This window comes from bacterium, assembly GCA_016708315.1.
Taxonomy (GTDB): domain Bacteria; phylum Zixibacteria; class MSB-5A5; order CAIYYT01; family CAIYYT01; genus JADJGC01.
Window position 1 is genome coordinate 834,917 of sequence record JADJGC010000023.1, and the last position, 14,529, is coordinate 849,445.

Annotated in this window: 15 protein-coding genes and 1 pseudogene; 13 read left to right on the forward strand and 3 right to left on the reverse strand. The window is 51.0% G+C overall.

All coding sequences use genetic code 11. The features are described 5' to 3' along the window. Positions 1–65 precede the first annotated feature (65 nt). The 13 genes and pseudogenes from IPH59_15945 to IPH59_16005 all read left to right on the forward strand — a co-directional run bounded on the left by IPH59_15945 (position 66) and on the right by IPH59_16005 (position 12,888). A complete protein-coding gene (locus tag IPH59_15945) occupies positions 66–980 on the forward strand; it encodes a flippase-like domain-containing protein (GenBank protein ID MBK7093180.1) in 915 nt (304 codons plus the stop codon). Positions 981–993: 13 nt separating this feature from the next. Beyond that, on the forward strand, positions 994–3,459 hold the full coding sequence (locus IPH59_15950; protein MBK7093181.1) for a hypothetical protein: 2,466 nt from the start codon (positions 994–996) through the stop codon (positions 3,457–3,459). After that, a pseudogene (locus IPH59_15955) lies at positions 3,456–4,114 on the forward strand (polyprenol monophosphomannose synthase). Before IPH59_15950 ends, IPH59_15955 begins: the two are co-directional and overlap by 4 nt. Continuing rightward, a complete protein-coding gene (locus IPH59_15960) occupies positions 4,111–4,968 on the forward strand; it encodes a glycosyltransferase family 2 protein (protein MBK7093182.1) in 858 nt (285 codons plus the stop codon). Before IPH59_15955 ends, IPH59_15960 begins: the two are co-directional and overlap by 4 nt. Then, complete coding sequence (locus IPH59_15965) at positions 4,965–6,005, forward strand: undecaprenyl/decaprenyl-phosphate alpha-N-acetylglucosaminyl 1-phosphate transferase (protein ID MBK7093183.1); 1,041 nt, start codon at positions 4,965–4,967, stop codon at positions 6,003–6,005. Before IPH59_15960 ends, IPH59_15965 begins: the two co-directional genes overlap by 4 nt. A gap of 2 nt (positions 6,006–6,007) precedes the next feature. Then, the gene (locus IPH59_15970; protein ID MBK7093184.1) at positions 6,008–6,973 is read left to right on the forward strand and encodes an acetyl-CoA carboxylase carboxyltransferase subunit alpha; all 966 of its coding nucleotides are present in this window, start codon (positions 6,008–6,010) and stop codon (positions 6,971–6,973) included. A 211-nt stretch (positions 6,974–7,184) separates the two neighbouring features. Continuing rightward, on the forward strand, positions 7,185–7,637 hold the full coding sequence (locus IPH59_15975) for a PTS sugar transporter subunit IIA (protein ID MBK7093185.1): 453 nt from the start codon (positions 7,185–7,187) through the stop codon (positions 7,635–7,637). 5 nt (positions 7,638–7,642) lie between these two features. Then, complete coding sequence (gene mreC, locus IPH59_15980; protein MBK7093186.1) at positions 7,643–8,443, forward strand: rod shape-determining protein MreC; 801 nt, start codon at positions 7,643–7,645, stop codon at positions 8,441–8,443. Beyond that, complete coding sequence (locus IPH59_15985) at positions 8,433–8,936, forward strand: hypothetical protein (GenBank protein ID MBK7093187.1); 504 nt, start codon at positions 8,433–8,435, stop codon at positions 8,934–8,936. The genes mreC and IPH59_15985 overlap by 11 nt, the downstream gene beginning before the upstream one ends. Next, a complete protein-coding gene (mrdA, locus tag IPH59_15990) occupies positions 8,929–10,737 on the forward strand; it encodes a penicillin-binding protein 2 (protein MBK7093188.1) in 1,809 nt (602 codons plus the stop codon). Before IPH59_15985 ends, mrdA begins: the two co-directional genes overlap by 8 nt. Then, positions 10,734–11,024, forward strand: coding sequence for an FtsW/RodA/SpoVE family cell cycle protein (locus IPH59_15995; protein MBK7093189.1), 291 nt, complete (start codon positions 10,734–10,736; stop codon positions 11,022–11,024). Before mrdA ends, IPH59_15995 begins: the two co-directional genes overlap by 4 nt. Positions 11,025–11,034: 10 nt before the next feature. Continuing rightward, a complete protein-coding gene (gene rodA / locus IPH59_16000) occupies positions 11,035–11,907 on the forward strand; it encodes a rod shape-determining protein RodA (protein MBK7093190.1) in 873 nt (290 codons plus the stop codon). A gap of 21 nt (positions 11,908–11,928) precedes the next feature. Then, entirely contained in the window at positions 11,929–12,888 is a 960-nt protein-coding gene (locus tag IPH59_16005; protein ID MBK7093191.1) for a Gfo/Idh/MocA family oxidoreductase, read from the forward strand. Here the strand turns inward: IPH59_16005 and IPH59_16010 are convergent. The 3 genes from IPH59_16010 to IPH59_16020 all read right to left on the reverse strand — a co-directional run bounded on the left by IPH59_16010 (position 12,885) and on the right by IPH59_16020 (position 14,519). After that, positions 12,885–13,298 carry an OsmC family protein gene (locus IPH59_16010; protein ID MBK7093192.1) on the reverse strand — a complete coding sequence of 138 codons (414 nt, stop codon included), beginning with the start codon at positions 13,296–13,298 and terminating at the stop codon, positions 12,885–12,887. The genes IPH59_16005 and IPH59_16010 overlap by 4 nt on opposite strands. A 62-nt stretch (positions 13,299–13,360) precedes the next feature. Next, complete coding sequence (locus IPH59_16015) at positions 13,361–13,753, reverse strand: RidA family protein (protein MBK7093193.1); 393 nt, start codon at positions 13,751–13,753, stop codon at positions 13,361–13,363. Positions 13,754–13,769: 16 nt separating this feature from the next. Continuing rightward, positions 13,770–14,519, reverse strand: coding sequence for an SDR family oxidoreductase (locus IPH59_16020; protein ID MBK7093194.1), 750 nt, complete (start codon positions 14,517–14,519; stop codon positions 13,770–13,772). Between the last annotated feature and the right edge of the window lie 10 nt (positions 14,520–14,529).

Sequence of the window (14,529 nt, forward strand, 5' to 3'; positions counted from 1 at the left end):
GTCGGGTGCAACGAGCTTGACAATCGCCTCGCCAAATGGTATAAGGTCAAGCAGTTGTGGCAATTATGACGAAAAGCAAGATCCTCAATCGAATCATACAAATCGTGATTCTGGCGGTAATAGCCTACTTCATGGCGCCGGTATTCGCGGATAGTTTTCGCAAGTTCAATCCTTCTGAGTGGAAGATCAATTACTGGCTCCTGATTGCATCGCTCCTGCTGATGCAAGTGGTTCTTTATGCCCAGTCAGCTATCTGGTCAACTATAGTCGGATTTTTCGGCAAGTCGATCACATACAACAAAGCGTTCAAGATCGCCTATCTCGCCCAACTGGGACGCTATCTTCCCGGTCGTATTTGGCAGTTGTTTGGAATGATCTATCTCGCCGCCAAAGAAGGAATCACCAAGGAAGAAGCGACAGTCTCATTCATATTGAGCCAGTTGTTTGCGACTCCCCCGGGGTTGTTGATTGTGGTAATCTACTTGTTCGTACTCGAAACCGCGACCAAGTACCAGGATTATATTGGATTTGCCTGGGTTGGCGTGGCCGCAATGGCTGCGTTTCTGGTGGTGTTTCTTCAGCCGCGTTGGCTTCACGCCTGCATCAACTTTGCCACACGATTAATGCGGCAGACACCGGTCGATTTCCGCCTCGAAAAAAAGGTGGGAATGAAGGTGCTGATCTTTTATTTTGTCACTTGGAATTTGTACGGTGTCAGTTTCTATCTATTTCTGTTGTCGATCCTACCCGGATACGATTTCAGTATAGTCGAAATCATCGGCGCCTGGACATTGGCGTATCTCGTCGGCTATTGGGCGATAGTCCTGCCGGCGGGAATTGGTGCGCGAGAAGCCGCTCTTATCATCCTGTTGGCGCCGATAATCGGCGCTGATCGAGCAGGAATTGCGGTCATCGGTGCACGACTATGGTCGATGCTCGGAGAAGTTATCTGCACTGTCTTGGCTTGGCGAGTAAAGTAGAAAGATTGAGAAAATGGTAAAACGAAAACAGGCATCGGAGCGTTCTGAAAGTCGCTACGACATTGTGCGTGAATTGGAAGAGAGCAATAACTTCTTCTGGATCTACGCCGGCGCCACCCTTCTTTTCACGCTCATCCTCTTCTGGAAATTCGTTTTCTCAGCTTCGTCGGAGATGCTGTTAGGATCCGACACAATTCAAGCCGGTGTCTTCTTTCGTGAATACATAACCGATTTCTTCAAGAATCAAGGCGCATTCCTGCCGCTTCACCCGCCGATGTGGAACCCGTATCTGTTTGGCGGAATTCCTCCGGTCGACTCGTTCCACGGCGACATATTCTATCTGCCGACATTCTTCCTGAAGATGATCTTCCCGCTGCACAAGGCGCTTGGACTCGGCCTGATGCTGCATGTTTGGCTGGCGGGATTGTTCTCTTACGTGTGCGCTCGTGGTTTTGGATTGTCACGACTGGCTTCGGCGTTCGCTGGTGTGTCATATATGTTCTCCGGTTATCTGGTTTCACTGGTTGCACCAGGACACGACGGCAAAATGTTCGTCACGGCACTGTTCCCACTGGCGTTCCATCTGCTTAATCGCGGCACTGCCACGGCCCAGTTGAAGTACTTCCTCGGACTCGGACTTACGATTGCATTTATCATACTCACGCCCCATCCGCAGATGGCATATTTCAGTCTCTGGGCATTGGGCTTCTTCGCGCTGTATCGAATCATTTTCATGTTCAAAGACAAGGTTGGTGTCGTCCGGACCGGTCTGATTACCACGATGTTTGTTTGTGCCGTAGTGATCGGACTGCTGGGATCTGCGATTCAGATGTGGCCGGGATACAAATACATCTCGGAGTTTTCGCCGCGAGCCGGCGAGGGCGCCGAGGGACGAAGCGGCTACGAATGGGCAACCTCGTGGTCAATGCATCCCGAAGAAGCATTCGGCCAAATCATTCCATTGTTTGCGGGAGTCGACGACGGCAAAGATGGCGGCGCTTATTGGGGACGCAATGCGTTTAAGGACAATACGGAATATTCCGGCTTTGTGCCGTTGCTCTTGGGTGTTCTCTGTATCGCCTTGTGGCGCAAACGCGAGACATGGTTCCTATTGGGGTTGGGAGTGTTTGCGCTTATCTACGCGCTCGGTGCAACGACGCCGATGTTTCATCTATTCTATGCTATCATTCCCAATGTCCAAAAGATGCGCGCACCTTCAATGATCATGTTCCTCTTCAGTTTCTCATTTGCATTGCTGGCGGCATTTGCCATTGACGCTTTGACCAACTTGCGCACCGATAAGAAAGCGACGATTGGCCCCAAACTCGGCAAAGCGCTTCTCATCGTCGCGGCGGTATTTACAGTCAAAGCGCTCTTCGCGACAATGGCCGGCGAGTCGATGATGTCGATGTACCGGTCAATCTTCTACTCCGACATGTCACCCGACAACTATCAAGCAATGGCCGGCATGATCGGCACGATTCAAGTTTCGTTCTGGCTGGTTGCGATTATAAGTTGGGCTTGTTGGTATCTGGTAAGCGGATATTCTGCCGGCAGACTTGGGCGAATCGCTGTCGTTGGATTGATCTTCCTTTCGCTGGTGGACCTGTGGCGGGTTGATTTCCGCTTCATCGATATTGCCGAGTACAATCGCTACTTCCCGCCCAATCTTCCGGTCGTGCAGAAATTGCGGCAGGAGACCGAACCGTTCCGGGTCATGGATTTCACCCGCCAGACCTTTGCCTCGCGGAGTTTCCTGCCGATGAACGGAATCGAACTTCTGGTCGGCTATCACGGCGCGCAGTTGAAGACGTACGATGAATTCATCGGCGGGCTCGCGTTCAAGAACCTGTTCGAGGGCCAGAATCTCAACTATCAGCCGTTTCAATTGGCGAATACGAAGTATGCCATGTTTGATCGCGGCATGAAACTGCCCGAAACGGGCGGCATCGTCAAGACCTACGACAATGAAGTTGTCATGTACCGGATTCCTGATGTGCTTCCCAGAGCCGTGATATTCCACGATTACATTCTCGGATCTCAAACTCAGGATGACTTGAGCACATTGCTCAGCCCGGAGTTTCCGTTCCGCGAGAAGTTGATTCTCTATGAAGACCCCGAGATACGACCGGCGCTTTCGCCTTTGAGCACTGCCGAAACGGTTGAAATTGTCGAGCACGGAGTCGAACGCCAGGTTTATCGTGTTACACTCAACTCGCCCGGTCTCCTGTACGTATCAGAAAATTACTTCCCGGCATGGAAGGTCAGTGTCGATGGTGTTGACAAGAAGTTGCTGCTTGCTAACCACACGTTTCGCGCTGTATCATTGGATTCCGGAACGCACGAAGTGGTGTTCCACTACCATTGGCCCCGCTTTGCGACTGGACGGATGCTGACCATTGTAACAATGCTAGCCTCTATTGCAGGACTGGCAGGCTGCCTCTTCTATGAACGCCGCAAGAAAGGAACGACAGCTTGAGCGCACGCGCACTTGTACTGCTCCCGACATACAACGAGAAAGACAATGTCGAGAAGATCACCGGTCAGATAGTCGCGGTTGATCCGCGCATCGAAATCTTGATTGTTGATGACAACTCGCCCGACGGCACCGGCCTGCTGGCTTCAAATATGGAATTGAGCAGAAGTATGACTACATCCTCGAAATGGATGCCGACTTCTCGCATCAGCCAAAGTACCTGGCAGACCATCTCAAGAACATTGAAACCTGCGATCTCTCGCTCGGCTCCCGTTATGTAAAGGGCGGAGGCGTCGAGAACTGGCCGAAGACCCGCTGGGCGATCTCATATTTTGCCAATCTCTACTCGCGCGTCCTCACAGGCTTGCCGGTGAAGGATGCCACCGGCGGTTTCAAGTGTTTTCGGCGTGAAGTGCTCGAATCGCTCGAATTCGAGGCTGTCCGCTCAAATGGGTACTCATTCCAAATCGAAGTGAGCTTCCGCGCCTGGCTCAAGGGATTCACGATTCGCGAATTCCCGATTATCTTTGTCGAGCGTGAAGCCGGTCACTCGAAGTTCTCGAAGAAGATCATTTACGAAGCCGTGTTCATGGTCATGTTTCTTGGAATCAAATCGATACCGCATCGCCTGAAGAGACTTTTTGGCATTGCCAAATGAATGAGCCTTCCACAAAAGTCTCGATTATAGTCGTCAACTACAACACGCCTGAACTTGTGCGAGCCTTGATAGACTCAATCAAGGAATTCACCCGCCAGATCGATTACGAAGTTATCGTCTTCAACAATGGCTGCAGACCTAACGGCAAGTTCGCTGTCGGCGGCAAAAACGTCTTTGTGCGAATCATTGACTCTGAGGAGAATCTCGGGTTTGCCAGAGCCAGCAACGCCGCAGTGGAAGCGAGCGAGAATCCGTTCCTGTTGTTTGCAAACTCCGATTGCCGCATCGACTCCAATGTCATTCCGCGCCTGGTCAAGTTCTTGAATGAAAATCCGGATGCGGCAGCCTGCTCGGCGCGGACCGTCTCTCCCGATGGACAGACTCATTCGCCCATTCGCAGATTCCCGACGCATAAGAATATTCAATCTTCGCGCGGAGCATTTATCCAGCGCGGTGATGACTATACGCTTCCGGCAGACGATTCACGTAAGCCGGTCGAAGCTATGGCTGCGACCTTCATGTTGGTGCGGCGCGAGCTTTTCAAAGAGGTCGGTGGTTTCGACGAGCGGTATTTCATGTTTGTCGAGGATACCGATTTGTGCCGCAAATTCCATGATCTGGGCAAGACGGTATGGTATCTGGGCGATATCAGCGTTCATCACATTTGGGGCGCTTCGACAAAACAGCACCGGCTGAAGATGAAGTACCACCACCATCTCTCGATCTGGAAGTACTTCCGCAAACATTACCCGACGGAGAAGTTCGCCAATTTGTGGTTGGCAGTGCAACTTGCAGGTAATCTCCTATTAGTGACTGTGAGCCAACTCGTCAACAAAGAGAGTCGTCATAAGTGATACTTACGATGTCGCTTATTGCCGGTGCTGCACTGCTTCTGACACTTGCGATCACACCGCCACTGCGCGATCTGGCACGAAGAAGAAACTGGCTCGACATACCGAAGGGCCGCAAACGCCATTCGGCGCCGACGCCATTTGTCGGCGGTTGGGTGATATTCGGAGTATTCTGGCTGGGAATGGGCGCTGCGCTTCTGACACTGCCTGAATTCGCGAAGGAATTTCAGCCGTTTCTGCTCCCGATATTCGCCGCTCACTTGGTTGTATTTGTCGGGAATCTCATTGACGACTTCACTCCCCTTCGTGCGCGATTTAAGTTCGCGATTCAGATTACTGCCGCATTGATTCTGTGGTCGGGGGGGCTGCAAATCCACACTTTCTATATTCCCTTCTATGGGTCAATTGATCTGATTTGGCCTTTATCGATCTTGGCAACGACCCTCTGGCTGATTCTAATCATGAACGCGATGAATTTCGTGGACGGTATGGATGGACTCGCCGGAGGACTGGCGACTTTGACGGCAATTGGCCTGCTCTACACAGCCATCGCACTGAATATCCTCGTCGTGAAGGTTATGGCGATTCTGGTAATAGCCGTAACCTTAGGGTTTCTGAGATACAACTTTCCCAAGGCGACAACATTTATGGGCGACTCTGGGAGCCAATCTCTGGGATTCGTATTTGCGGTTGCGGCAATTTATTGCCCGATTAAGAGCTACACGGTTGTAGCGATGTTTGTCCCTTTGCTAACTTTGGGTGTTCCTCTTGCCGAACTGGTGTTAACCTTCTTTCGACGCCTATTCACGGGGAAATCGATCACGCGAGGCGATTTGCGCCATTCATTTCACCTGCTTCAAACACGCGGAGTCGGTAAGCTCAAGATAGTCCTCACGTTCTGGGCCGTAGCGGCAACCCTGCAAATATTTGCATTTACTCTTTTTCTATTTGACCGTCGTATCGTATTCTCTATATTGGTGCTGTTTATGCTCATTGTAGCTGGCTGGTTTCTGCTTCTATCCCGGAAGGAGGAGCGGTAATTTTGGCTGCAGGCGGATTTTATTTGGAATTTGAAAAGCCAATCATAGAATTGGAGAAAAAAATCCGGGAGATGAAGGAATTCTCCTCCGGCGGTGGCGTCGAGTTGAATTCCGAAATCATTTCTCTGGAGCGAAAGCTTGAGAAACTCCAGTCGGAGATATTCTCCAAGCTCTCGCGCTGGCAGCGTGTACAATTGGCGCGTCATCCGAAGCGCCCGTATACGATGGATTATATCCAGTTGATTTTCTCTGATTTCCTGGAAATACATGGTGATCGCGGCTTCGCTGATGACAAGGCTGTTATCTGCGGATTCGGCAAATTGGAAGGCGAAAAAGTCCTCATTGTCGGTCAGCAAAAGGGTCGTGACACTAAACAAAAGCTTGAACGCAATTTTGGTATGATGCATCCTGAAGGCTATCGCAAAGCCCTCCGTTTGATGCGTACTGCTGCTCGTTTTGGACGTCCGATAGTAATCTTCATCGACACGCCCGGTGCATTTCCCGGTGTTGAGGCTGAAGAGCGCGGACAGGCAGAAGCCATCGCCCGCAACATTCTCGAAATGTTCAAACTGCAGGTGCCGATTATCATCATCATTATTGGTGAGGGCGCTTCGGGCGGTGCATTGGGTATCGGGATTGGCGACAAAGTCATGATGCTGGAGAATTCGTGGTATTCGGTGATTTCTCCCGAAGGTTGTGCCGCGATCCTGTGGCGTGACAACGCCAAGGCACCCGATGCGGCTGAGGCACTGCGCCTTTCCGCGACTGACTTGATGCAATTGAAAGTTATTGATAAGATTCTTCCTGAGTTTACCGGTGGAGTACACCGCAACCATCAATTAGCCGGACAGATCATCAAAGGCGAGCTGTTTGCATCGCTTGAAGAACTAAAGCAACTATCAACAGAAGAGCTATTGCGGCGGCGTCTGGAGAAATTCCGGGCAATCGGAATCTACGATGAAATCTGATTCTTCTGTCCACCGCACATTTACACCCGAACAACTGTCGCTTTGCGCTTGTCCGAAGTGTAAGGGCAATTTGAGCCACAATGTACCGGACAACTCGCTGGAATGCATATCATGCCATTCGCGATATCGCATCAATTCCGGTATTCCCATCCTTCTGCAAACCCGGAGCGGGGATTGCGAATGAGTACATATCCAAGGAGTTTAGAATAAAATGAAACTGTCAAAGTTCTGTGAAGAACAACTAATCTCGTTTGATCTGGCGGCTACAAACAAGAACGAAGTCATCGAAGAGCTCGTTGAACTGGCCGGCAGCTCGAAGCTGGTCAAAGATAAGAGCCTGTTGCTCAAAGACATCGTCACGAGAGAGAACCTGGTAACAACCGGCGTCGGCTACGGCGTTGCGTTCCCGCATGCCAAGACGAAAGCCACCAAGGGAATCGTGATCGCATTTGGACGCTCGGACAAGGGTGTTGATTTTGAAGCGATGGACAAACAGCCGGTGCACCTGTTTTTTCTGATTGCGGCTCCTGAAGATGCAATCGGTGCACACTTGAAAGTAATGGCACATCTCTCGTACTTGATGAAGTCCGAAAAGAACCGCGAGAAATTGATGACAGTAAAGAGTCCCGGAGAGCTGCTCCAGATTATCGATACGATTGAATAAGTTCAATGAAATGGACAACCGGTCGCTTATATCGCAATCGCAAGCTCCTGCTCACAGTATCAGGACTGCTGATTCCGCTCTTGCTGTCAGCTTTCCTGATTGGTGAAAAGACATTTGTAACTTCAATCATTCACGGTTTCTTCTATTCTCCCTTTTGGGCCGTCTCAAACAAGGTCACATCACTTCTCGATGTCTACGACGCAAACGTCGATCTGCAAGCTGAGATAGTCCGGCTTAAATTCGAAGAAAAACGCAACGAGCTTGATCGCGTAGAGAACAAGCGCTTCCGCGAAATGCTCGCCGTTGTTCCCCGCGACGGCTATCGAATTATACCGGCTGACGTGGTTGCCTTTGACCAGGGGCGCAGGCTTTCGACAGCGGTAATTCGTGCCGGCGAAGACTTGCAGAGGTTCCGGCCAGTGGTTGATGAGCACGGTATCGTCGGAAAAGTCTCCAGCTCATCCGGGCGTGTTGCAACAGTGTCTCTCATGGTCGGCCCCAACTGCCGGGTGGCAGCGCGCGATTCCCGCACGCAGGCGCTCGGTATCGTCAAGTGGTACTCAGGTCGCGGCTTGTACTTTGACGATGTTTCGCTTGATGCCGATGTCGAGCAAGGCGACACAATCGTATCCTCGGGGCTTGGCGGAGTGTTTCCAGAAGGCATCAACATTGGAGTTGTCGACACCATCGAAGTCTCGTCTTCAGCATTCTTCAAGCAAATTCGCGTTGAGCCGTTTGTAGATTTCGGCGCACTCGACGTCGTGATGATTATGGAACCACTGGAGGCGACAACCGGTGGTTTTTAGCGCACTCCTTTTTGTCCTGCTCGGCTTCCTGACGGCATTTTGCCATACAATCCTGGCTAACATAACGTCGATTCTCGGGATAGCACCCGATTTTGTGATGATCATCATCCTGCTGATCATCTTGAGAAAAGATTTCCAGATTGCATTTCCAGCGGTACTGATGGTCGCTTTGATAGTTGATGCGTTGAATCCTGAGACTTTCGGTTTCGGTGCGTTTATCAGATTTGGGCTGGCGTTAATTGTATATGAGCTCAAACAGCAAATGAACCTTGAGATGTTAAGCAGTCGAATGTATGTGCTGATTGGAACAGAAACCGTTTTTCAGTTGCTGTATCAGTTAGTGGCACATTCGTTCGATATAGGTACTGTGATGCAGATATATCTCGAGAGCTCATTGCCGACATTGGCATATACTTCAGCAGTAGGATTCCTGGTATTCTTCATTCTCGATCTTGAAATCAAGGTCGATGTCAGGAGAAGGAAAGTTGATTGACCCGACTACCAAGTCAATTCGCGGAAAGATTGTTGCCGGAATCATGGCCTGCATTTTTCTGCTTCTGGTCGGGAAGCTCATTCAATTGCAGGTTGTCTCTTATGACTACTATTTTCAGATGTCGGAAGAAAACCGCATCCGACTTGTGCCGAGAACGGCAATGCGCGGCAAGATTGTTGACCGCGAAGGCAGAACTCTCGCCACCGATCGCCCCGCTTACACTGTCTCCGTAATACCTTCTGAAGTCCGGCAACTCTCGCGACTTTCTGAGGAGCTTGCTCCTTTGCTCGACCTCGAGCGAAAGACGATTGAGCAAAAAGTCAACGAGCGCCGTTCGCGCAAGTTCGAGCCGATTCCGATCAGGCGCGATATAGAGTTTGCATCGGTCTGCATCATCGAAGAATCGAACGAACTATTTCCGGGCGTCATGTACCAGCTTGATCACGCTCGTACCTACCCCTATGGCAACATCGCCGCACATATCATTGGTTACACCGGAGAAGTTGATGAGCGGGAAACCAAGACGCAATTTCGAATCGGGTCAATGATTGGCAGAGCCGGTGTGGAAAAGCAATATGACCAGCCGATTCGCGGAATCGACGGCGTCGATTACCAAGAAGTATCCGCGACCGGCCGAATTCTTGGTCCGCTTCAATCGAAGCCGAATAAGGACCCAATTCCCGGATCAGAACTCGGACTCAGTCTCGATCTTGATCTGCAAATTCTGTGCGACTCTTTGTTCGGAGATTCGTTGTCGGGCGCGGCGATTTTCATCAATCCCCAAAATGGCGAAATTCTGGCAATGGTCTCCAAGCCAAACTATGATGCCAATTTGTTTTCCGGATTCGTTCCGCGCGGCGCCTATCAAGAACTATCTACCGATGAGCGTCGACCACTTCTGGATCGCGTGATCCGAGGGACATATCCGCCCGGCTCAACTTCAAAGCTGTTGACGGCCGGTGCGGCGCTGGAGTTGGGACTAATCGAACCTCATACGCCGTTCAAAGCATGTTATGGCGGTTATCAATTCGGTAATCGCTATTTCAAGTGCCACAAGAAGTCCGGGCACGGCAATCAGGATGTATACGGTGCTCTGGAAGTCTCTTGTGATACCTACTTCTATCAAGTTGGATTGAAACTCGGCTTAAAGAACTTCAGCGACATGGCCAAGAAGTGCGGATTTGATGTACTGACTGGAATCGACATTCCGGCAGAACGCGCCGGCTTTGTCCCAACTGAAGAATGGTACAACAAGGCATACGGCAAGAACGGTTGGACCAAGGCAGTGCTGTTGAACCTTGGAATCGGTCAGGGCGAGCTGCTCGTGACACCGCTGGGACTGGCGCAGTTCTACTGCGGCATCGTCAACAATGGAAGCATATATCGACCGCACCTAATGCGTTACATTGAGTCCGCCAACGGCGAGTTGACACAGGTGACGCCGGAAATCTCGCGACAACTGCCGTTTTCGGCATCGACGCTGACTATTCTCAAAGAAGGATGCCGCCGCGTCGTGCAAGGTGGATCGGGGACGGCCGCTCGGTCCCGAATTGAGGGAATAGAAATGGGCGGCAAAACCGGAACGGCACAAAATCCACACGGCAACGAGCACGCGCTTTTTTGTGCGTTTGCACCGTTTGATAAACCGACAATTGTCGGTTGTGTTATCGTCGAGAATGCCGGTCACGGAAGTGTAGCTGCTGCACCGATTGTGCAACAAGTCTTCATCCGCTATTTCCAGAAAACGGGACTTTTGGCGCCTCCGCCGCCGCCGTTGCTTGAGGACATTGTTCAACTATGAAGTTGCTGACAAAGGACACATTCAACTCAGGCAGCTTGACGATATTCATCGCCGCGGCATTATTGACGATCATATCAGTCTTCCTCGTGTACTCAGCCAACCACGACTCGCCTGATCCGCGACTTCGTGATGATTGGGCAAAGCAAATCGTTTGGCTGGTAATGGGTATGGGCGTGTTCATTGCCATGCTGCGCATACCGATGCGATTTCATGAAATCTTTGGCTATGTCTACTATGCGATCGGCTGTGTGTTGTTACTGGGCCTCGTAGCATTCGGAGCTGGCTAAGGTTGGATTCTTGTTCGCGCTTGCCCGCTACTTGAGTTACAGCCGGCGACCGATCTCGAATTTGCGCAAGATATTCACGGCTACCGCGATGTGCGGATTTGTGACATTCTTAGTTTTGCGTCAACCCGATCTTGGTTCGTCGATTATCTTCACCGTGATCTTCTCGGCGATGATGTTCTGGGCGGGTTTACCGGCGCGCTATCTGTTATTGTTCTACACGCCGTTTATCAGCATGATCGCGTCATCGAGCATGTACGCCTGGATCATTTTCTTCGTGCTGTTGATCGTCGCCGCGCTGTTGATTGTGCGCAAGTCTCCAACATTTACCATTCTTCTCGTAAGCCTGAATCTATTCGTCGGGGCTCTCAGCTCGATTGCCTGGAATCATCTTCACGACTATCAGCAGATGCGTATCAAGATTTTCCTCGACCCAGGGCAAGACCCCCTCGGCGCCGGTTACCAGATTATTCAATCGAAGGTTGCTATCGGCTCTGGCGGATTATTGGGCAAAGGCTACATGTCTGGGAGTCAAAACAAGCTGGATTTCTTGCCGCTGCGCCATACCGATTTCATCTTCTCGGTCGGTGCCGAAGAGTTTGGCATGTTGGGGGCCGTGATAATCATCGCGTTGTTCGGCTTCTTGTTCTTCAGAGGACTACAGACCGCCTTGAAAGTCCGGAGCGAATTCATGGGGCTGGTGACAATCGGGGCGACTGCAGCATTGGCGTTTCAAATGTTTGTGAATATAGGAATGGTGGTCGGGCTCTTGCCTGTGGCCGGTGTGCCACTGCCATTTGTCAGCTATGGGGGATCGTCACTGCTGACCAGTTGGATCTTTCTTGGCGTCATAGCGAACGCCGAACGCAACTGGCAGGAATATTAGACTTGGAAATGAGGATTTGCTATGCCACGTAATTTTGCGATGACTGGTGTCGCTGGGTACATTGCGCCACGGCACTTGAAAGCCATTAAGGAAACCGGAAACATTCTTGTTGCCGCTGTCGATCCCAACGATTCCGTCGGCATACTCGATTCATTCTTTGATGAAGCCAAGTTCTTCACCGAGTTCGAGCGATTCGACCGCCACATTGAGAAATTGCGCCGCCAGGGAGACGACAAGCGCGTTCACTACATCACGATTTGTTCGCCCAATTATCTTCATGATGCGCATGTGCGATTTGCATTGCGCGTTGGTGCGGATGCCATTTGTGAGAAGCCGCTGGTGCTCAACCCTTGGAACATCGATGCCTTGCAAGAGCTGGAACAAGAGAGCGGCCGGCGCGTGTTTACGATTCTTCAGCTGCGGGTACATCCTTCACTCGTCGAATTGAAGTCGAAGATCATGCAGGTAACGTCAAATCGTAAGCGCGAGATTGATCTGACCTATGTTACATCCCGAGGCGGCTGGTACATCGTTTCTTGGAAGGGACAGACAGAGCGTTCGGGTGGTTTGGTAACTAATATCGGCATCCACTTTTTCGATTTGTTGATCTGGTTGTTTGGTGATGTCCAGAAGAGTGAAGTTCATTTAAGCAATCCGACAAAAGCGTGTGGATTTATCGAACTGCAGAATGCGGTGGTGCGCTGGTATCTGTCAATCGACAAGAACGATCTGCCTGCCGATGTCGTTGCCAAGAAGCAAACCACGTTTCGTTCGATCACGATTGACGGCAGCGAGATTGAATTCTCGGGCGGCTTCACCGATTTGCACACTGTTGTCTATCGGGAGATACTTGGTGGTGGCGGATTTGGATTAGAGGCGGCTCGCCCATCGGTAGCATTGGCACACGATATTCGCAATGCCAAGCCGATCGGTCCGAATGATCGCGTTCATCCTTTTGCACACAAGGAATTCGGTCGTTAACTGATAACGATCTCTGTCGTGATGACGCACTTGTCGCTAAGAGTCGCGCGGACCGAGCAGTACTTATCCTGCGATAGCGTGACCGCTTGCTCGACTTTGGCGCGGTCGAGATTCGTTCCCGTAAGCAAGTAGGTGATCTTAATCGATCTGAAGTATTTCGGATTCTCCTCGACCTGCTCGCCAATGACATCAATTCGCAGCGATGTCAGTTCTTGGCGCATTTTATCAAGAATGCCAACGACGTCAATTCCACTGCAAGCTCCAACCGCTGCCAACAAGTGATCGGTCGGAGATGCGTAAATCCCTGCGCCGCCGCCCTTCTTCTTAACATCCATTCGAAACTTGACATCTTCAATGTTAGTGGCTTCGAATTGTTTTGCGCCGATCCATTCAAGTGTAACTGGAAGCATATTAGCTCAATCGTATGAAGTTGATGTATCTCCACGGGCACCGCAAAAACGGTGCCTTCTGATTATGCCAGGTAGGCGATGACTTCGATCTCGACCGAGACATCGAGCGGCAACTTTGCGACTTGGACTGTTGAGCGCGCAGGAAATTCGCCGTCGAAGTAACCGGCATAGACCTCGTTCATTGCTTTGAAGTCGTCCATGTTTTTCAGAAACACAGTTGTCTTGATTACATTCTTGAGGCTGGAACCGGAGGCTGTGAGAATGGCAGTGATGTTCTTGAATACTTGATGCGTCTGGGCGGTGATGTCCCCTTCGACCACTTTCCCAACGGCGGGATCGATCGGAATCTGACCAGAGCAGTAGATGAGATTCTTGCACTCGGTCAGTACGATTCCCTGTGAGTATGGACCAATTGCTTTTGGGGCGTTATCTGTAGCAATTACTTTTTTGGACATATGTGCTCCGTGGAAATTATTGTTTGCGGTGGACGACCATTGCGCCGGCCTGGCTCTTGGGGAGTATGACGACTTGGGCAATCTGAATATGTTCCGGGCGCGAAGCAATCCACTCGATAGTCTCGGCGATATCATCGCCGGTCAAGGGACGAAGCCCCTGATAGACTTTCTCGGCACGCTCAGTGTCGCCGTAAAATCGCACCATCGAGAATTCAGTTTCAACCAAGCCGGGATCGACTGTCGAAACGCGAATCGGTGTATCGACCAAATCCATCATCATACCCTTGGTCAGTGCATCGACTGCGAACTTGCTCGCGCAATAGACATTGCCGTTGGGGTAAACCTCGTGGCCGGCGATTGAACCGACGTTGATCACATGTCCGCGACCACGCGCCACCATTCCAGGGATTACGGCGCGGCTGACATAGAGCAGACCCTTGACATTGGTGTCGATCATCTCATCCCATGCAACGGGGTCGCCTTCGTGAAGCTTCAAAAGGTGTCGACTCAGTCCGGCGTTGTTCACTAGCAATTCGATGTTTCGCCAGCGTTCCGGCAAACCGGAGATAGCAGAATCAACTGCGGCGCGATTGCGGACATCGAGTTGGAGGAGATGCGTTTCGACCTTGAAGGTCGAGACAAGTTTCTCCAGCCGCTCGAAACGACGCGCTGCCAGAATTAGGTCCCAGCCGCTGTCTGCTAATTTGCGTGCGGTGGCTTCGCCGATACCGGATGATGCTCCGGTGATGAGTGCAATCTTGCTCATTGAATATTCC